The organism is Chryseobacterium limigenitum, assembly GCF_900114875.1.
Taxonomy (GTDB): domain Bacteria; phylum Bacteroidota; class Bacteroidia; order Flavobacteriales; family Weeksellaceae; genus Chryseobacterium; species Chryseobacterium limigenitum.
Genome location: NZ_FPKW01000002.1, coordinates 78,476 through 99,905, shown reverse-complemented (window position 1 = coordinate 99,905; position 21,430 = coordinate 78,476). Strand labels below are relative to the sequence as shown.

At 35.7% G+C, this 21,430-nt stretch carries 16 protein-coding genes; 14 read left to right on the top strand and 2 right to left on the bottom strand.

The features are described 5' to 3' along the window. Positions 1 to 85: 85 nt before the first annotated feature. From BT156_RS03145 to BT156_RS03085, 13 genes are all read left to right on the top strand, one after another. Positions 86 to 2,146, top strand: coding sequence for a T9SS type B sorting domain-containing protein (locus BT156_RS03145; RefSeq protein WP_072407154.1), 2,061 nt, complete (start codon positions 86 to 88; stop codon positions 2,144 to 2,146). A 153-nt stretch (positions 2,147 to 2,299) separates the two neighbouring features. Further along, positions 2,300 to 3,880 (top strand): replicative DNA helicase, encoded by a 1,581-nt coding sequence (gene dnaB / locus BT156_RS03140; RefSeq protein ID WP_072407152.1) that lies wholly within the window; start codon positions 2,300 to 2,302, stop codon positions 3,878 to 3,880. 11 nt (positions 3,881 to 3,891) lie between these two features. Further along, positions 3,892 to 4,839 (top strand): DnaB-like helicase C-terminal domain-containing protein, encoded by a 948-nt coding sequence (locus tag BT156_RS03135; protein ID WP_072407150.1) that lies wholly within the window; start codon positions 3,892 to 3,894, stop codon positions 4,837 to 4,839. A gap of 54 nt (positions 4,840 to 4,893) precedes the next feature. Next, on the top strand, positions 4,894 to 5,370 hold the full coding sequence (gene rnhA / locus BT156_RS03130; protein WP_072407148.1) for a ribonuclease HI: 477 nt from the start codon (positions 4,894 to 4,896) through the stop codon (positions 5,368 to 5,370). 167 nt (positions 5,371 to 5,537) lie between these two features. Beyond that, positions 5,538 to 7,793, top strand: coding sequence for a T9SS type B sorting domain-containing protein (locus BT156_RS03125; RefSeq protein ID WP_072407146.1), 2,256 nt, complete (start codon positions 5,538 to 5,540; stop codon positions 7,791 to 7,793). Positions 7,794 to 8,039: 246 nt separating this feature from the next. Next, entirely contained in the window at positions 8,040 to 10,310 is a 2,271-nt protein-coding gene (locus tag BT156_RS03120; protein WP_072407144.1) for a T9SS type B sorting domain-containing protein, read from the top strand. Between the two features lie 129 nt (positions 10,311 to 10,439). Continuing rightward, positions 10,440 to 11,066 (top strand): NAD(P)H-dependent oxidoreductase, encoded by a 627-nt coding sequence (locus BT156_RS03115; protein ID WP_072407142.1) that lies wholly within the window; start codon positions 10,440 to 10,442, stop codon positions 11,064 to 11,066. A gap of 31 nt (positions 11,067 to 11,097) precedes the next feature. Further along, positions 11,098 to 12,669, top strand: a complete 1,572-nt coding sequence (nadB, locus tag BT156_RS03110) for an L-aspartate oxidase (protein WP_072407140.1) — start codon at positions 11,098 to 11,100, stop codon at positions 12,667 to 12,669. Positions 12,670 to 12,681: 12 nt separating this feature from the next. Beyond that, positions 12,682 to 13,542, top strand: a complete 861-nt coding sequence (gene nadC / locus BT156_RS03105; protein ID WP_072407138.1) for a carboxylating nicotinate-nucleotide diphosphorylase — start codon at positions 12,682 to 12,684, stop codon at positions 13,540 to 13,542. Positions 13,543 to 13,751: 209 nt separating this feature from the next. After that, positions 13,752 to 16,421 carry a TonB-dependent receptor gene (locus tag BT156_RS03100; RefSeq protein ID WP_072407136.1) on the top strand — a complete coding sequence of 890 codons (2,670 nt, stop codon included), beginning with the start codon at positions 13,752 to 13,754 and terminating at the stop codon, positions 16,419 to 16,421. A gap of 95 nt (positions 16,422 to 16,516) precedes the next feature. Continuing rightward, positions 16,517 to 16,957, top strand: a complete 441-nt coding sequence (locus tag BT156_RS03095; RefSeq protein WP_072407134.1) for a hypothetical protein — start codon at positions 16,517 to 16,519, stop codon at positions 16,955 to 16,957. A gap of 32 nt (positions 16,958 to 16,989) precedes the next feature. Continuing rightward, on the top strand, positions 16,990 to 17,982 hold the full coding sequence (locus tag BT156_RS03090; protein WP_066753508.1) for an aspartate-semialdehyde dehydrogenase: 993 nt from the start codon (positions 16,990 to 16,992) through the stop codon (positions 17,980 to 17,982). Between the two features lie 54 nt (positions 17,983 to 18,036). Further along, positions 18,037 to 19,035 (top strand): cation diffusion facilitator family transporter, encoded by a 999-nt coding sequence (locus BT156_RS03085; protein ID WP_072407132.1) that lies wholly within the window; start codon positions 18,037 to 18,039, stop codon positions 19,033 to 19,035. Between the two features lie 150 nt (positions 19,036 to 19,185). Here the strand turns inward: BT156_RS03085 and BT156_RS03080 are convergent, their stop codons facing one another. Both BT156_RS03080 and xrtF read right to left on the bottom strand, forming a co-directional pair. Continuing rightward, on the bottom strand, positions 19,186 to 19,620 hold the full coding sequence (locus tag BT156_RS03080) for an exosortase F system-associated membrane protein (protein ID WP_072407130.1): 435 nt from the start codon (positions 19,618 to 19,620) through the stop codon (positions 19,186 to 19,188). Further along, positions 19,607 to 20,137 carry an exosortase family protein XrtF gene (gene xrtF, locus BT156_RS03075; RefSeq protein ID WP_072407128.1) on the bottom strand — a complete coding sequence of 177 codons (531 nt, stop codon included), beginning with the start codon at positions 20,135 to 20,137 and terminating at the stop codon, positions 19,607 to 19,609. Before xrtF ends, BT156_RS03080 begins: the two co-directional genes overlap by 14 nt. A gap of 50 nt (positions 20,138 to 20,187) precedes the next feature. On the opposite strand from xrtF, the gene BT156_RS03070 reads away from it, so the two are divergent. Beyond that, complete coding sequence (locus BT156_RS03070; RefSeq protein WP_072407126.1) at positions 20,188 to 21,207, top strand: aminoglycoside phosphotransferase family protein; 1,020 nt, start codon at positions 20,188 to 20,190, stop codon at positions 21,205 to 21,207. Positions 21,208 to 21,430 lie beyond the last annotated feature (223 nt).

The following is a 21,430-nucleotide window of genomic DNA, read 5'->3' as shown; positions in this document are numbered from 1 at the left end:
AAGCGGTTTTTTTTAATTCATGAATATTGTATTCATATTTTGTTAATATTTTCGTTATTTTTGTTTCATAAAAAGTCAGTTAAAAATGAAAAAATACCTACTTCTTTTAATCTTATTTTTTTCGCAATTATATTTTTCACAGTCGGATTGTATTACAGCCATACCCGTATGCGGAAATTCTGACCTGTCCTATACGTCTTTAGGTCACGGCGATGTTACGGAAGATCTTATGGGATGTCTTGCCTCTGATGAAAACCACTCAGTTTGGTACACATTCACTATCGCAACTTCAGGAACTCTAACCTTCATGATTACACCAAACGTTTATGCAACGGATTATGATTTTGGAGTATACGGCCCAAATCAGACTTGCGGTGCATTAAGCCCTCCCATCAGATGTAACTATGATGGCACAGATGGTCCTACGGGATTAAGCCTAACAATCACACATCCTACTGTAACAGGCAGATTGAGTGGTTTTATGAATGTAGTTGCAGGCGAAACTTACTATCTCGTAGTAGATAACTGGGATGGCAGTACAGACGGATTCTCATTAACATGGGGAGGAACCGCTACTCTAACTTCCGCATTTACAGACCCAGCATTAACGCCAAACCCCTTTATACCTCCAGGTGTAGCCGGCCCAACACCAGATGCTCCACGCGAAATCTTGAGATGTGCGCTGCCTACAACATTTGACTTTAGTACTTTAACTAATGCTATTTTAAACGGTAATCAAAACTTTACGATTACGTATCATACTACAGGTAATGATGCTGTAACAGGCAGTAACCCAATTACAGCTCCAATTACAGTAAATGCAGGAATAATATATTATTACAGAATAAAATACACAGACCCCGCAAACCCCACAAACCCCATTAATGGATGTTTCCAAACAGGAACCTTCAAGTTTGTCCAGGGAAATATTACCGCTCGGGACGCCACAATATATGCATGTAACAATAACAATATAGGTACGGGATTATTTAATTTAACAACAGCAGATGTTTATTCAGGTAACGTTACAAAAAAATATTACCCGACGATGAATGATCTGAATGCCGGAACTAATGAAATTACAAACCCTACAAACTATACTTCAGCAGAGAAAAAGGTATATGTAAAAGTAACAACAACAGACGGATGTTCTGATACTGCGGAGATCACATTAAAATTCTATCCTTTAGTGATAGTAACCGAAGCAAGTCTTGAATCTTGTTATATTGAAACAGCCATTACAACAGCAGTATTCAATTTAACAACTGCAACGGTTTCTTCGCTTACAAATCCACCTAAGAAATTCTACCAAACATTAGCTAACGCAACAAGCGGAACGAACGAAATAGGAAATCCTTCCATTTACATTAGCACAACAGGTTCTGTATATGTAAGAGTTTACAGTGCGGATGGATGTTATTCAATTGCCAAAATCAATCTTAAAGTTTTACCTCCTGTAAAATCAACTGTTCTTAAAGATAAAACAATCTGTCTTGAAGATAAAACAACATTAGACGCAGGCGCTGGATTTGACGGATACGAATGGAGCACAGGAGCAACTACACAATCAATTTCAAATGTAGGAGTTGGTGAATACTGGGTAAAACTGAAAACAGGAAAATGTTACACTTTACAATTAGTACATGTATATGCCACTCAACAGCCTGTTATCTCAAGCATTGATATCACAAACAATACAATCACAGTAAACGTAAACGGTGGAACTACGCCTTACAAATACTCTTTAGATGGTATTACCTGGCAGGATTCTAATGTATTTTCAGATCTTCCAAGAGGAGAAGTAAAAGTATATGTAAAAGATTTCTACGACTGTAACCCTATCGATGTACAGGTAACTGTTCCTAATCTTCTTAATGCGATCACGCCAAACGGAGATAACAAAAATGATTATATAGATTATTCTGCATTATCTTATAAGAAAAACCTGCAGTTTATCGTGTACGACAGATACGGAAACAAGCTTTACACAGCCGATAAAACCAGAGACTACAAATGGGACGGTACAGCAAGCGGTAAGAAAATTCTTACAGGAACTTACTGGTACAGTATCTCTTGGAACGAAAATGATAAAAACAATACTCAGACAAAATACAGCGGATGGGTACTTGTAAAAAACAGAGAATAATTTAATTCTTATATATTTAAAAATCACCTCAATTTTGGGGTGATTTTTTTATTAACACAGCCTGCCTTTTATTGATGGCATTTTAAAACAGATCTGCATGAAAATGTTAGTTACTATTTTCAGATTATTTTCGAAATAACCTATCTTTGCACAATGGCGCAGAAAGAAACATTATCATCTCTTACCCACGGAAACTTCGCGAAAGAGCTGTCAATTGCAGATGGAAAAATGCCTCCTAATGCAGTAGATTTTGAAAGATTGGTTATCGGTACTTTTTTAATTGATAAAAAAGGGCTGGATCATTCTATCGACCTTCTTACCCCTGAAGTATTTTACGATCCCAGACATCAGGTAATTTTCACGACCATTTTAAAATTATATGAGGGAAACCATCCTGTAGATCTTATGACGATTATTCAGGAACTGAAAAAAGAAGAAAAGCTTCTTTTGGCGGGTGGAGATCATTATATTGTAGAACTTACGATGGGAGTCAGCTCATCTGCGCATATTGAGTATCACGTTCGTGTTATTCTTGAAAAATATATTTTAAGAAGTTTAATTAATGTTTCTGCCAACGTGATCGATTCTTCATACAAAGAATCTACCGACGTTTTTGAACTTTTAGATAAAGCAGAACAGTCATTCTTTGAGATCACCAACGGAACCATCAAAAAAGGTTTCGACACCGCAAACTCATTAGTAAAACAGGCAATTGAAACCATTAAATCTCTAAAAGACAAAGAAGGAATCTCCGGAGTACCTTCAGGATTCAGAGATATCGATAAAGAAACAGGAGGTTGGCAAAATTCCGACCTTATCATTATTGCTGCCCGTCCCGCGATGGGAAAAACAGCATTTCTTCTTTCGATGGCGAGAAATATCGCTGTAGGACATAAAATTCCGATGGTACTTTTCTCCCTGGAGATGGCATCTGTACAGTTGATCACCAGAATGATCGCCTCCGAAACAAGAATTTCATCTGAAAAACTAAGAAAAGGAACTCTGGATGATGAAGAATGGCAAAGACTTTTCTCCAACGTTTCCGAGCTGGAAAATGCTCCGCTTTTTATTGATGAAACTCCTTCCCTTTCGATATTCGATTTCCGTGCAAAATGCCGAAGACTGGTTATGCAGCATGATGTAAAACTTATCATGGTCGATTATCTCCAGCTGATGACGGCCGGCGGTGGCGGAAAAGGCGGTGGAAACCGTGAACAGGAAATCTCCATGATCTCACGTTCATTAAAAGCAATTGCAAAAGAATTGAACGTTCCAGTAATTGCCCTTTCACAGCTTTCAAGAAGTGTGGAAACCCGCCCCGGAAAAAGACCTCAGCTTTCAGATCTAAGGGAATCCGGAGCGATTGAGCAGGATGCGGATATCGTGTCATTTATCTTCAGACCGGAATATTATAAAATTACCGTTTGGGACAATGATGAAGAAGGACAGGAAACGACAACTGAAAATCAAGCCGAGCTTATCATTGCAAAGCACAGAAATGGTGCTACAGCAGACGTTAGATTATCTTTCTTAAAACATTTTGCGAAATTTGGAGATATTGAACATGCAACCGGCGGAGGTTTTCCTTCTGATTTTGGAACGCCTGAACCAAGCGGTTTTGATAAAATTAAAACAACGATTCAACCGGGCGCAGCATTCGATTTGCCGGATAGTTCTAAACTTTCAGGTTCTTCGATGAACGACTTTGATGATGAAGATGATTTTCCTTTTTAAAATTTATTTTTATGATACCAACAGGTTTTTTTGAAATTGATAAAATAATTTACGGATTAGATACTCCTGCATTAGTTGTAATTGGAGGAACTTCAGGTGATACAATATCATTTCTGACTTCATTAATAAAGAAAATAAGTATTGATAATAAAATTCCTTCAACGTATTTTAATTTTCAATCTAACAATGATTTATTATTTAATCGTTTTTTGTCAAATATTACTGAAATTCCTCTTAAAAAATTTTTAACTAAAAATTTTAATGATGATGAGCTACATAAGATTTTTACTAAAGAAGCTTATTTAAATGATTGTCCAATCCGTTTCGAAGAAAAATTTGGTAATTTAACCATAGAAATATTCAGAGCAAAGATTGCAAATTCCATTCAACAAAGTAATTCACAAATCTTTGTTATTGACAATATAGAAATGTTACATAATTTATTATATAGTGGTGACAATAGTTTTCCAATTGACCAAACAATTCGAGAACTGAAATCAATCTCTAAAGAATTAAATATAACAATTATTTGTGGTTCAAATATTAACGACACCAATATAAATCAAAGACCAAATAAAAGACCAAAATTATTAGATTTCTATCACTATACAGAAATTGAAGAAACTGCTGATTTAGTGTTTCTTATATATGTTCCTGAACATTATAAAATTTCTATTTGGGATAATGATGATGAAGGACAGGAAACCACAACAGAAAATCAAGCTGAAATTATTATTGCAAAAAACAGAAATGGCACCACAAATAGTATGAGGCTTTCTTTTTTCAAAAATATTGCGAAATTTGAAAATTTAGATACATTTTATGGCTATAATGATTATAATAGTTTAATCAAATCTGATAAAATAAAAAACACTATTAATCTAGATTCAGCATTCAGTGTAAAAAGCAATACAACATCAATGAATGACTTTGATGATGAAGATGATTTTCCTTTTTAATCTAAAAAATTAAGTTTAAAGTTTAATAGTATTTAATTTCTACACATTCCAAATTTGAGAATCGAAATATACACAGACGGCGCCTGCAGCGGAAATCCCGGAAAAGGAGGATACGGAATTGTCATGCGCGTTCCTGAAAAAAATTATCAGAAAACATTTTCAAAAGGCTTTCGTAAAACAACCAACAACAGAATGGAACTTCTGGCTGTAATCACAGCGTTGGAAAAATTAAAATCTCCGGACAACGACATCCATGTTTTTACAGACAGCAAATACGTATCCGACGCCATCAACCAAAACTGGATCGCTGGATGGATAAAAAGAGGATGGAAAAATGTAAAAAATCCGGATCTCTGGAAAAAATTTATTGAACTTTACAATACCCACAAACCTAAAATGCACTGGATAAAAGGGCATGCAGGACATTTTGAAAACGAATTATGTGATAAATTAGCTGTTGCAGCCGCTGCTTCAGCCAACTTGGAGATTGACGCCTATTTTGAGTCTCTCGAAAACAACTCTCTTTTTTAATGTAATTTTAATAAATCTAAATTTAAGTTAACACTATTAATTATTTCTCCATTCAAACTACATTTCTTTACAAAATAATCATTATTTTCGGTAAAATTAACAGCAAATATATATTTATTGATTAGGATTTAATATCTTTACGCATCTAATTTAAACTGCGTTACTAAATGATAAAAAAACTACTCGCTTATTCCACTATTGTTTTTTCCTGTTTTTTTGGAAAAACTTTTGCTCAAACGTATCAGCTCACAGGAAATCCCGTAAATACAACAGGATGGGATATCGTTCCCTCTGCAATGGTTAATACAGACTTTATACAACTTACTACAGATCAAATCAGTCAAGTAGGGGGCATTAAACTCAACGCTCCTATAAATTTGAAATATTGTGATAAGTGGAGAGTAGAATTTGATTTTAGAATTGACGGGAACGGAACATATGCCCGGGGAGATGGAATAGCCTTCTGGTATCTGGCTAATCCACCGGCTTCCTACACAGTAGGTGGAGGTCTTGGAATTCCGAATAACGCAATAGGGCTAATGGTAGGATTTGACATCTACAACAATACTACTGATAGTGGCATGAGTAAAGTTCACCTTCTGTATGGTACAAATAATGTAAGTAGTGGCAATATCGAATTTAACAATACCGCCGGAAGCTCATTTCATTCTCCTGATCTTAACTCTACACTTCCTTTTGTAGGTGCAAATTTTAAACACGTAGAGGTAGTAGGACAAGTTGATCCCACAAACCTCAGCAATTGGATTATCACCATAAAAATAGATAATACACAAATCTTAAGTCAATCTTTTGCACCTTCTGGAGGTGCAACCACTATGACACAAGGGTACTTTGGCTTCTCAGCTTCTACAGGAGCTGCAAGTGCAAGACATTCTATTAAAAATGTAAAAATATACACTGATAAAGTTCCAATTTTACAACCTACCGTTACTCAGTCTTTTTGCCCTAATCCGGCAACAGGATCAGCAACAGTGAATTTAACTTCGTACAATAATCAATTCGTTAGCACTCCAGGTAACTACACTTTTACTTATTATGTATTAGGAAGTTCAACTCCAATTGCTAACCCAACAGCTTATCAATATAATGCCAATACAACAATAACAGTTGTTATAAAAGATAGCGCAGGAATATTGTGCGATAATGCTGACGCTAAGATACAGTTATCACTTTCGCCATTCAGCGCAAATAGTGCGACACTTACAGAATGTAACAATAACAATATAGGATCTGCAACATTCAATCTTACAACAGCGAATGTAACAGGTGTTCTCGGAGTTACCAAAAAGTACTACAAAACAATGGCAGACCTTAACGCAGGAATCAATGAGATCACCAATCCGACAGCTTACACCTCCGGAGCAGGAACTGTTTTTGTAAAAGTAACAACTCCACAAGGATGTACCGGCTCAGCACAAATAACCTTGAATTTCCATCCTCTGGTTGTTGTAAATGATGCTACTTTACGCTCATGTTTTATTGAAAGTGCACCAACAACAGCGGTATTTAATTTAACAACAGCAAATATTACAACGCTTGGCGGTACTACAAAAAAATACTATCTAACATTAGCAGACGCAACAGCAGGAACCAACGAAATTGTAAATCCTACCACATACATTTCAGCTAACACAACGGTATATGTAAAAGTTACCACTACCGCAAACGGCTGTTTCAGTTTTGCGAAAATAAATCTTGTTGTTTTAACTCCGGTTACATCATCAGTGTTAAAAGACAAGATTATATGTATAGATGCCAAAACTACTCTAGATGCAGGTGCCGGTTTTGACGGATACGAATGGAGCACAGGAGCTACGACTCAGACCATCACTAATGTTCCTGTAGGAATTTATTGGGTAAAATTAAAAACAGGAGGCTGTATCACAACTCAAATTGTAAAAGTAAACCCTTCTGTACAGCCTGTAATCTCAAGTATTGATATTAATAACAATACAATCACGGTAAATGTAATCGGAGGAACTCCACCATACAAATACTCTCTGGACGGAATCAATTGGCAGGACTCTAATTATTTCGAAAATCTCGCAAGAGGAGAAGTAAAAGTTTACGTTAAAGATTTCTACAATTGCGAACCCATCCAAGTACAGATCACGGTTCCTAATTTAATCAATGCAATTACTCCAAACGGTGATAACATTAATGATTTTATTGACTACTCTGCACTTGCCTACAAGAAAAACCTAGTTTTTACGATATTCGACAGATATGGAAACAAACTTTTCCAAGCTGATAAAATCAAAAATTACAGATGGGACGGCACTGCTTTCGGCAAGAAAATAATTACAGCTACCTACTGGTACACTATCTCTTGGAATGAAAATGACAAAAACAATACTCAAACAAAATATTCTGGCTGGGTACTTGTAAAAAATAGAGAATAATATTCTGAAAGCTCACTCCGATTTTGGAGTGAGTTTTTTTTATAAACTATATATCTAGCTCTCAGACTACTCTCAATTTTAGGACTTTATTGTTTATATTTTTAACCACAATTACATTTTTAACTATATAAATCAATTTTCATTATAATTTTATCAAAATTAATTACATAATTAACATTTTTAGAATATTAAATAATAGAAATTTAATATATTTACAACATTAACAACCCAACCAACTCGCTTCAAATGAAAAAAACTTTACTTACTTATTTTTACATCATTTTACTATGCTTGTCTGGAAAAATGTTTTCTCAGACCTATCAGCTTACAGGAAATCCTATAGTAACTACAGGATGGGACTTGGTCTCAAGCGCGAACATCGCTGGCGGTGATTTTGTACAACTCACCGCAGATCAAGGTGGCCTCTATGGCGCAATAAAACTTGCCGCTCCTATCAATTTGAAATATTGTGATAAATGGAAAGTGGAATTCGATTTTAGAATCGATGGAAACGGAACAGCAGCATTCGGAAGAGGAGACGGATTTACATTCTGGTACCTTGCGAATCCTCCAGCAGGATTTGTATCGGGGGGAGGTCTTGGAATCCCTGCAAATGCCAACGGACTGATGGTAGGTTTTGACATTTTCAACAACTCTACAGAAGGCCAAATGAGCAAAGTACATGTTTTATACGGTACCAATAATTTACCAGCAGGAAATTTCAATATCGAATATAATAACACACCTGGAAGTACTTTCCATTCTCCTGATCTTATCACAACCCAGCCTTTTGTAGGGCCAACTTACAAGCATGTTGAAGTAAACGGAGAAACAGATCCCGCAAATCCCGCAAACTGGCTTATCAAAATCAGAATCGACGGAGTATTAATTACTGATCAATCGTTTGCGCCATCAGGAGGGGCAATAGGCATGACAACCGGATATTTTGGATTTTCAGCAGCAACAGGAGGGGCAAGTGCCAGACATTCGATTAAAAATGCAAAAATTTTTATCGATAAAGTTCCAATTTTAACAAACACGATTACCCCTTTTGTATGCGTGAACCCTGCAACAGGAACAGGAACCATAGATTTAACATCATACAATACCCAATTTGTAGCAAACCCCGCCAATTACATCATCACTTATTTTGGCCCTGGCGGAGTACCCATTACAAACCCAACCAACTTTTCGTATTCAGGAAACACAACAATAACCGTAGTTGTTAAAGATCCATCATCAACATTATGTGATAACGGAGACGGTATTATTCAATTAAACCCAACCCCTTTCGCAGCAGTTGATACAACATTAACCGGATGTAACAACAATAATGCTGGAGTAGCAATATTTGACCTTACAACGGCTGCTGTAACAACGGTTGCCGGAGTAACAAAAAAATTCTACCCTACATTAGCAGATCTAAACGCAGGAACCAACGAGATTCTAAATCCAACTACCTATTCTTCTGCTCCGGGTTTTATATATGTAAAAGTAACAACTCCTCAAGGCTGCTTTTCTAATGCAAAAATTACATTGAATCATTTCGCCGTTGTAACAGTAAACGATGCAACATTAAGAGCTTGTTTCATTGAAACAAATCCTTCAACAGGTTTATTTAATCTTACGAATGCCTCCGTAACAACACAGGGAGGAATTACAAAAAAATATTATCCATCTTTAGCTGATGCACAAAACAGTACAAATGAAATTAGCGCCACAGCGGCAGCTGCATATATAGCTCCAAATGGCGTAGTTTATATTAAAGTAATAAACGGAAACGGATGTTATGCGATAGCAAAAGTAACATTAATCGTAATTGCTCCGGTTTACTCAACTGTTTTGAAGGATAAAACAATATGCATGGAAGACAAAACCACACTGGATGCAGGGCCCGGATTTAGTTCTTACCAATGGAGTACAGGAGCTACAACTCAATCTATCAGCAATGTAGGAGTTGGAACCTATTGGGTGAAATTGAAAACCGGAGACTGTATCGCCACTCAAAATGTAACAATTTCCCCTTCAGAACAGCCTGTTATTACCAATGTTGATATTTCAGCCACTACAATTACAATCAATGTGATGGGAGGAACTCCGGCTTATCAATATTCAATGGATAATATTAACTGGCAGGATTCTAATATCTTTAAAAATGTACCGAGAGGTGACAATAAAGTATATGTAAAAGATGCTTACGATTGCGAACCTATCGACATCACGATCGTTGTTCCTAATATTATCAACGTAATCACTCCAAACGGAGACGGAATAAACGATGCCATTGACTATTCTGCATTAGCGAATAAGAAAAACCTTGTCTTTAATGTATTCGACAGATACGGAGCCAAGATCCACCAAGGTGACAAATCTACAAGATACAGATGGGACGGAACCATAGCCGGAAGAAAAGTCCCTACAGGAAGCTACTGGTACTCTGTAACATGGAATGAAAATGACAAGAAAAACACTCCTTTCAAATACTCAGGCTGGGTATTGGTTAAGAATAGAGATTAATACAATATCGATTTCAAATAATAATAGAATCACTTCATTTTTTTTGGAGTGATTCTTTTTTGCATAATTTAATAAGAGATATTTCGTTTTAAGCTTATTTTATTCACATCCAATTCCTAAATTTGTCATATGAATTATTTGGAAGCTTTAAGCAGAAGATATTCTGTAAAGAAATTCAACAACGAAATCATTCCTCAGGAAACCCTTCACAACATTCTTGAGTCAGGAAAGCTGTCAGCAAGTTCGCTTGGCCTTCAACCCTATAAAATTACAGTGGTGGAAAGTGAAGAAATGAAGCAAAAATTAATTCCCGCATTTTATAATCCATCACAAATATCTACATGCTCTCATCTTATTGTCATTATTTCAAAAAAGACAATTGGAGAAAGCTATATTCAAGGTTATTTCAATCATATTTCTGAAGTAAGAGATGTCCCTTTAGCGAACCTCGATCTCTTCAAAAACAGTATCAATCAACATATTACTCAAAAAAACAACGATGAAATTTTCAATTGGGCAGAAAAACAATCTTATATAGTTTTGGCCAACTTAATGTACGCTGCGGCTATAGAAAATGTTGACACGTGTCCTATGGAAGGCTTCCGCCAGGATCTGATTGAAGAAATTCTAAACATCGATCCCAAAACAGAAAAAGTGACCGTCACTCTGGCATTAGGTTACCGTTCCGAGGAAGATCATTTCCAACACATGAAAAAAGTAAGAAAACCAAACGAAAAATTGTTTAAATTTATTTAATTATTTAGACGATTGTACTTAAAGCAAGCATATGATAAAAGCGGATGTATTAGTAATTGGTTCCGGTATTTCGGGACTTTCTTATGCCATAAAAGTTTCAGAACAACTTCCCGATGCCAAAATAATCATTGTTACGAAATCTGATGAAGACGAAAGCAACACCAAATACGCACAAGGCGGTTTAGCGGTAGTTACAGATTCTAAAAATGATAATTTTGAAAAGCATATCGAGGACACCATGCGTGCCGGAGACGGTGAAAACAAACGCGATGTTGTAGAAATGGTCGTAAGAGAAGCCCCTGCAAGATTCAACGAGATCGTAGAATGGGGCGCCAATTTCGACAAGAAAAATGGAGAATTTGCTTTAGGAAGAGAAGGCGGTCATACCGAAAACAGAATTGTTCATCATAAAGACATCACCGGTTTCGAGATCGAAAGAGCCCTTTTGGAAACGGCTAATAAAAGCCCCAATATTGAGATCTTGGATCATCATTATGTAATCGATATCATTACCCAGCACCATGTTCCGGGGAAAGAATTAAACCAGGGAGACATCCATTGCTATGGAGCCTACATTTTAGATGAAAAATCTAAAACGATAAAAAAAATCACTTCCAAAATCACTTTGGTTGCAACCGGAGGAGCCGGACATGTTTACAAAAACACCACCAACCCAAAAATTGCAACAGGAGACGGAATTGCTTTTGTAGCCCGCGCGAAAGGTCAGGTTTCAAATATGCAATACTATCAGTTTCATCCAACAGCCTTGTATAGCAAAATTGATGGAATGTTATTTTTAATTTCTGAAGCTGTCCGTGGTGATGGAGCAAAATTAAGAACAAAAAGAGGTGAAAAATTCATGCACAAATATGATGAGCGAGAAGAATTAGCCTCAAGAGATATTGTAGCAAGAGCCATTGACAATGAGATGAAAGTTTCCGGCGACGAATATGTTGGCTTAGACTGTCGCGATATGGATCACGAAAAGTTTTTGGAACATTTTCCTAATATTTATAAAAAATGTAGAGAAGAAGCCATCGATCCTTTCACTCAATTAATTCCTGTAGTTCCGGCTTGTCATTATTTGATGGGTGGAATTGAAGTTGATAAAGACGGACAATCATCCATCAAAAACCTCTTCGCAGTAGGAGAATGCACAAACTCAGGATTACACGGAGCCAACAGACTCGCTTCCAATTCCTTACTTGAAGGTTTAGTTTTCGGGCATAATGCTGCGATGAAAACAATGGCATTACTTAATCAAAATAATTTCAACTTTGATGATCTAAAAGCTGTTCCGGAGTGGAATGAAGAGGGCATGAAAATCATGGACGAAATGGTAATTGTTTCATATCTAAGAAAACAACTTCAGGAAATGATGAGCGACCTTGTCGGAATCGTAAGAAGCAACAGACGTTTAACTATGGCGCTACAAAAACATCAGGAAATTGCTGCCGCCGTTGACGAGATCTACCACTACTCTATTCTTTCGCCACAATTGTCTGAACTGAGAAATTTAACAACCGTTGCCCACCTCATCATCACCCAATCTATGGAAATGACCGAGAATAAAGGAGCATTTTACAATAAAGATTTAGCTTAAAAAGCATACAAAATGAAAAGACCAAACTACGTTACAGATAAAGTTTTAAAACAATTCATAAAAAACGCCTTAGAAGAAGACATTCAGGATGGAGACCACTCTACCCTTTCTACCATTCCGAAAGAACTGGAACAAAGTGCGAAACTTTTAGTTAAGCAAAACTGTATTTTGGCAGGTGTAGAATTGGCAGAAATTATTTTTAAAACTTTTGATAAAAACTTAAAAGTTGAAGTCTTCATTAAAGACGGAACTCCCGCAAAAGTTGGAGATGTAGCTCTAATTGTTACCGGAAGCGCAAGATCTATACTTTCCACAGAAAGACTTGTCTTAAACTGCATGCAGAGAATGAGCGGAATCGCAACCCTCACCAATGACTGGGATTCCCGATTAGTAGGCACAAAAACTAAACTTTTAGATACCAGAAAAACAACTCCTAATTTCAGAGTTTGCGAGAAATGGGCAGTTGCAATCGGCGGTGGAACCAATCACAGATACGGTCTTTACGATATGATCATGTTGAAAGACAACCACATTGATTACAACGGAAGTATCACCAATGCTGTGAAAATGGCCAAAGATTATATCAAAAAGAACAAGAAAAAACTAAAAATAGAAGTCGAAACCAGAAACCTTGAAGAAGTTGAGGAAGCCATCAAAGCAAAAGTCGACAGAATCATGCTTGATAACATGGATGTAAAAACCATGAAGCTGGCTGTAAAAATGATTAACGGCTCTTGCGAATCCGAAGCATCAGGAGGAATCACCCGTGAAATGTTAAAAGAAATCGCATCCACAGGAGTGACTTATATCTCTGCAGGAGCCCTAACTCATTCGGCAGAGAATATGGATTTGAGTCTCAAAGCGGTGAAATAGCGTTGTATTTTTAATAAAAACAACCCCTATTTGTTAAAAATTCAATAATATGATTTTTTTCATACGAAAAGTCGATTTTAGTTTAAATTTCTAACAATCAACATATTACAACTTATTAAGATTGAGTAAAAATTAACATACAGTTAATATTAGTTAAAATTTATTTCCCCAATTTTGCAGAAAATTAAATCTAACTATTACTCACGATTATGAAATTAATCAACAAATCGATACTGACTGTAGCTATTACATTGTCTACAGCTAGTGTTTATTACGCTCAAGAAACTAAAGACACTGTAAGTACAACCAGGTCTAAAGATATTGAGGAGGTAATCCTAAGAGGTGTTACTGATATCGCTAAAGATAGAAAAACACCAGTAGCGGTTTCTACAATTAAAGCTGCACAAATCCTTGAAAGACAAGGAAATCAAGAGCTTGTTGAATTACTAAATACAACACCTTCCGTATATGCTACAAAAGGTGGTGGTGGTTTCGGAGACTCTCAGATTACTATGCGTGGTTTCGAATCTAGGAACATTGCAGTAATGGTAAACGGTATGCCTGTAAATGATATGGAGGGAGGTACTGTTTATTTCTCAAACTGGACTGGATTGTCTGACGTTACAAGTACACTACAGGTACAAAGAGGTTTAGGATCTTCTAAATTAGCTATTGCTTCTGTTGGGGGTACTATGAACTTCTTAACCAAGTCTGCAGACATGAAAAAAGGAGGTGTAATAAGATTAGGAGTTGGTAATGACGACTATTTTAAAACATCATTTGCATACAATACAGGTAAATCTAACGATGGATGGTCTTCATCTATTTTAATGAGCAGACAGGCAGGAGGTACTTACATTCAAAATACTGATTATGAATCTTATGCTTATTACTTTGCATTAGGATGGGAGCCAAATAAAAAACATAACTTCCAGTTTACTTTAACATCTGCACCTCAGTGGCACGATCAAAGAACTTTCTCTCCAACAATTGGAGATTATATCAAATACAACCCTGATCATGATAATACTCCAGACAGAACATATAACTCTGATTGGGGATACTATACTAATTCAGAAGGAAAAAGCGTTTCTTTAGCTAACAGGTCAAACTACTACGCAAAACCTGTAATGATGCTTAACTGGGACTTTAATATTAGTGAAAAATCTAAATTAAGTACAGTACTATATATGTCTAATGGTAGAGGTGGTGGAACAGGCGATTTAGGAAGTTATTGGACTGGAAAATTCAATAGCAGTGGAAACCCAACAACAACAAATATTAACTCGTACAGAAGAGCAGATGGGACATATAACTATGACCAAATTTTCGCTCTGAACAACGGATTAAATGCTGGAACTCCATATCAAGTCACTGATCCTGTAACAGGAAAAAAATCAACAGTTAGAGACGGTATTGTAAGAAGAGCGAGTATCAATTCACATAACTGGTATGGTATCTTGGCAAACTTCCAACATAAAATCAATGATAACTGGAATATCTCAATCGGTACAGATGACAGATACTACTATGGATATCACTATCAAGTAGTTTCTGATCTATATAATGCAAATTCTTATCAAGAAATCGCAAATAAAAACGTAGTTCCTTACAATGTTTCAAAAACTTATGACTACAAGCAACTTTCTTGGAACCCATTTGGAGGAAAAACAGCTCCTTTAAATGAGCAAATAGGATACAGCAACGATGGAGAAGTAATCTGGTACAGTGGTTTTGGTCAAGTTGAATATTCTAAAAATAATTTGTCTGCATTCTTACAGGGGTCAGTTTCAAATCAAGGATATCAAAGAATAGATAATTTCGTTCAGGATGGAGTAACAAAACAACAAGGACAAACAGTTAATACTAAAACAGGATTCAAAAACCTTTTTGGATATAACATTAAAGGGGGCGCTAACTATAACATCAATGAAAATCATAACGTTTTTGCAAACATTGGTTATTACAGCAAACAACCTTTCTTCAACTCTGTTTATCCTAGTAACTTCCAAGTAGTTAATCCAACTTTAACTAATGAGAAAATCTTCTCTGCAGAAATTGGCTATGGTTTCAGATCTTCAAACTTTAGTGCTAACGTTAATGTATACAGAACTTCTTGGGGAGACAGATGGCTAAGAAGAACTAACCAAACTTTTACATTACCAGACAATACTACAACTACAGGATATGCTGAGATCAGTGGTATTACTGAAATTCACCAAGGAGTAGAATTTGATGCAACTTATAAAGTTACAAACTTCTTAGAACTTCAAGGTATGTTCTCTTGGGGAGATTATTATTACAAGGGTAATGCTACAGGAGCAGCGTTTGACGACAACAATAATCCGCTTACTTTATCCGGTTCTTCTACATCTACAACTCTTTATTTAGATAAAGTAAAAGTTGGAGGAACGAGCAACAACAGTATCCCGCAAATGACAGCATCATTAGGAGCTACTGTAAAACCAGTAAAAGATCTTAGTATTTTTGGAACTTGGAGATATGTTGGAAAATTATATTCTTCAATTGATATTGCAACGTTCTCTAATGAAGCAGCACAGGAAAAAGGAGTAATGAAGCTTCCTGATTTCAATTTATTTGATTTAGGAATTTCTTACAAAATCAGACTAAAAGATGCTGCTCAATACTTCACAGTGGGAGCAAACGTTTATAACTTGTTTGATACTACTTATATTTCTGATGCTTCTACAAATAATTTCACTAAAGGAGTAGGAGATTTTAAAAATAACGCAAATGCAACAGCTCAACAACAGTATGACGCATATTTGAGTACATTATACAAAGGTATTGATCCATCAAACCGTGTATTATTCGGATTCGGGAGAACATGGGCTGCAACATTATCATTCAACTTCTAATAATATAAAAACATTAGATTTTATAAATATCAATCCCGGCTTATCGCCGGGATTTTTGCTATATTTGCTTCTAGAAAAAAAGAAAAAATAGGATTATGGATTTTTACAAGATTTTTCTTAGTGCTCATAAAGGATTTGGGTATTTAGAGTTAGTTTTAATAACATTATTTGTTATTGCCCTTTTAACTACAATGTTCGGATACAGTGGAAAAGTGAATAAATTTCTAAAGAAGACCACGCTCTTCACAATGATTTTTTTCCACGTGCAGTTCTTAGTTGGAATATGTTTGTTATTCATATTCTCACCAGGTTTCAAAGCTGCTTTAGATGCTGGAACATTAATGAAAGATGCATATAGCAGACAAACATTTGTAGAACATCCATTCTCTATGCTGATTGCAGCAGTCTTAATGACAATTATCAACAAGAAAGTAAAATCTAGCGATACTATTTCTTTGAAAATTGTAATTATGGGATTAATTGCAGTTGGTCTATTTGCATTCGCGTTTCCATGGACAAGAGTCTTTGGAGCTTAATTATATATTAATTTAAATTTTTTAATCAAACAATGAAAGTAGCTGTAGTAGGTTCAACAGGAATGGTTGGACAAGTGATGCTTAAAGTTCTCGAAGAGAGAAATTTCCCTGTAACAGAATTAATTCCGGTAGCTTCGGAAAGATCTATTGGTAAACAGGTGAAGTATAAACAGGTAGATTACACTATCGTAAGCATCGACGACGCTATAGCTGCCAAACCTGATATCGCAATTTTCTCTGCAGGAGGTTCAACATCGCTTGAATATGCACCGAAATTTGCTGAAGCAGGCATTACAGTGATCGATAATTCTTCAGCTTGGAGAATGGATCCTGATAAAAAATTAGTGGTTCCGGAAATCAATGCTAATGTATTGACGAAGGAAGATAAGATCATTGCAAATCCAAACTGTTCTACGATTCAGTTGGTGATGGTTTTAGGTCCATTAAACAAAAGATATGATTTAAAAAGAGTAATTGTTTCTACTTATCAGTCTGTAACAGGAACTGGTAAAGCTGCTGTAGATCAATTAAACGGAGAAATAAACGGAGACGACTCTGTTGCAAAAGTATATCCTTATCAAATCTTCAAAAACGCACTTCCACATTGTGACGTTTTTTCTGATGATGATTATACAAAAGAAGAAATTAAATTAATGAAAGAGCCTAAAAAGATTTTAGGTGATGATACATTTAATTTAACGGCAACTGCAGTAAGAGTTCCGGTTCAGGGAGGACATTCTGAAAGTGTAAATATCGAATTTGAAAACGAATTTGAACTTGATGAAGTAAGAAAAATCTTAGCTGAAACGCCGGGAGTAATTGTAATGGACAACGTTAAAAACAACGAATATCCAATGCCTTTATATTCAGAAGGGAAAGACGAAGTTTTTGTCGGAAGAATCAGACGAGACCTCTCCCAGCCCAAAACACTGAATCTCTGGATCGTAGCAGACAATCTGCGAAAAGGAGCTGCAACCAACGCAGTACAGATCGCAGAATACCTGGTAGCAAACAACTTAGTATAAACTAACAAAATAAAAAAGAGTCTCAAAATTGAGATTCTTTTTTTTATCAAACTTATGAACGTTCAGAAGAATATCAATAAAGATAAAATAGGCTTTCAAAAATGGATCGCTGTTTTTGGAGTTATCTTATTCATCGGGAAGCTCGTTGCATGGAAACTTACAAATTCCGATGCTGTGTTTTCTGATGCGATGGAAAGTATCGTCAATGTCATCAGTGCATTTATGGGGCTTTACTCTTTACATCTTGCCGCGAAACCGAAAGACGAAGACCACCCTTACGGCCACGGAAAAGTAGAATTCGTAACATCAGGAATAGAAGGTGCTTTAATCGCCATTGCGGGCATCATGATCATCTATGAAGGCGCAAATAGTTTAATTACAGGTAAAATATTAAACAAACTTGACTGGGGAATCTGGATCATTGCCGCAACTGCAATCGTTAACTATTGCCTGGGATATATTTCCATTAAAAAAGGAGAAAGAGAAAATTCTCTGGTTCTTATTTCCTCAGGGAAGCATCTTCAATCTGATACAATTACAACGTTGGGTGTTGTAATAAGTTTAGTGATTGTTTATTTCACCAAAATTTATTGGATAGATTCTGCTGTCGCCTTACTTTTTGGAGCTTACATCATTTTTGTAGGGTACAAGATTGTCCGTAAATCCTTAAGCGGAATTATGGATGAACAAGATCCTGACTTATTAAATCAGATCGTTGCAGTTCTTGAAAATAACAGAAAAACAGAATGGATTGATATACACAACATGAAGATCCAGCAATTCGGAGCTTCCCTGCATATCGATGCTCATATCACACTTCCTTGGTATTACACCCTTCGCGATGCCCATAAAGAAATGGAAAACGTGATTATTCTTTTAGCTAAAAATACAAAACGTACCGTAGAATTTAATTTTCACATGGATGACTGCAGAACTGTTTCATGTCCGGTTTGTCAGATCGCAGACTGTCCTGTCCGCGAAAGAGAGTTTGTAAAAAGAGTTGAATGGACGGCAGAAAATGTAACCAGAGAAATCAAACACACCGTACAATAATTTCGATTTAGGTAAAACATTTTTAAGTTTTGGATAAAGCCAATTGATTAGATTGTTATGTTTTAAACGGACAAAAGCCCGTTCCTATTGATGAGAAAATTTGTGTTATTCGTGAAGAAGATTAATGGGAATTTGTGTTTAGAAATTTATTTAATTTCTTTCCCCCATTTGCTTTCTATAATAAAACAACGGAATAATCAACAGCAAAATCAAAGGCTGAATTACAAACCTTCTCATATAAAAAGAAAACAGATAACCGATTTCAAACCTGTCAGAAATGCAATACAGATAAATCGGGAACGTAATTAAGAAAATAATTGTGATCAGGAAAGCTCCCTGAATCGTCCATTCTTTATTTTTAAATATAAAATGAATGATCACACACGAGAAAAATAAGTTTAAAATAAATCTGAAAAGGTGTCCGACAATTAACCTTCCCCACTCAAAATCAGGAAAAGGAATATTTTTATTGGCTTCATGAAAATAGTTAAGAAAAGGATCATAGAAGATCGTGTCTTCAAGCGCTCTCACACCTATAAGTCCCAAAACACCTGTTATTACTAGAAACCAACTAAGAATTTTCATTTTTTAAAGCAAAGAATTTAATCCAGACAAGCCAAAGCAGAACCACAGTTCCGTAAATCACAGCCGGAAAAGCATAATCATGTGCAATTTTCCCATATTCTTTATGATCCGTAAATACAATATTCAAACCTGCAATCCTCAGTACATTCATAACATGAAGCAGTAAAAGACCAATCAGCACAAAAACAAATGTCTTTACACCTTTATAAAAAGCAAAAACAAAAGATACAAACAGAATCATTACAGAAACAGCATTGCATCCCTCCACCATTTTTGTCGCATAACCCGTTTTCACATGAAACCAAACCGATTCACCTGCAATATCATCATATAATTTTGTAGGATAACTCATGGAATTCTGAACAAACATCACCTGATCGGCAATTATTTTCGAAAAGGTGTCCAACCCCAATCCTTTAAAACCATTCAGATAAAACTGATACCCAAAAAGCAGCACCAGATAGATGATTATGAAACGCAATAAAATGCTTAAAACTGGTTTAAAATCCTTTAGCATGACGCAAAGATAAAAAATCAACTGATAATTAGTATATTTGTTTCCATATTATGACTTCCGAAAACGCAAAACGATTTTTTGAAAACTATATCGGTGAAAAATCTTATGAGTTCATCACATTAGCCCAAAGCGGTTCTGCGAGGGTAAATTTCGTGGCAACATCCGATAACAAAAAGTACATTATCACTTACAATGAAAATCTTCCTGAGAATGAAAGTTTTTTTTATTTCTCAAAGATATTTTCTGATTTAAACCTTAATACTCCTACTATTTTTGTCATTTCTGATGACCGTAAAATATATATTCAGGAGTTTTTGGGCGCGAATACACTTTCTGAAATCATTTCAAAAGAAGGCTTATCCGAGAATGTAAAATCTTTGGTAAAACAGACGTTGGAAAAACTTTTTCAGCTTCAAATTCAGACACAGGAGAAAATAGATTTCAATAAAACTTTTGAATATGAAAGCTATGATGAACTTCCCGTAATCCACGATTTATATTACTTTAAAAATTTCGTGGCCGATGTTCTGGAGCTGGAATATCACAAGTCTACCCTACTGAAAGAATTTAAAAAGATCGCCAACCTCATCGAAAATCTTGAACCGAAAGGATTGATGATCCGTGATTTTCAGGCGAGAAATTTGATGGTGAATGAAAATAATAATGTTTCATTTATCGATTATCAATCTGCGATGCAAGGACCGCTGATGTACGATGTTATTTCCTTTCTGTTTCAGGCTAAAGCCAATTTCCCTGAAGATTTAAAAAATGAAATGCTCGAATTCTACATTCAGCAATTTGAAAATAAGGAAACTCAGATTCAACTAAAAAACTCGGTTAAGCCAATTCAGCTAATGAGATTCTTACAGGTTTTAGGAGCTTACGGATTCAGAGGATTGATTCAGAGGAAACAACATTTCATTGCAAGCATTGAAAAAGGAATTGAAAATATTACAGAATTTGCTCAAACCTGGGAAAACATGAAAGATTATCCCGAGCTTGAAAAAGTGATACAACAGTTGAGTTTGGAGAAAGCAAGATTGAAAATTGAAGAAATTTTAAAAATATAAAGCCTTCGACTCCGCTCAGGCTGACACTGCATATTGGCAGTTAGTATTAGCGATGTCATCCTGAGCGGAGTCGAAGGATCTATTTAAACAAAAAACTAAGCTTAGATTCCTCAGGAATGACAAAAGAGACTGAAAATATAAAAAAATAAATGATAAGTGATCATTAATAAGCGATTTCCGAAATCAATGATCATTTATCAATAATCAATAATACCATAAAAAA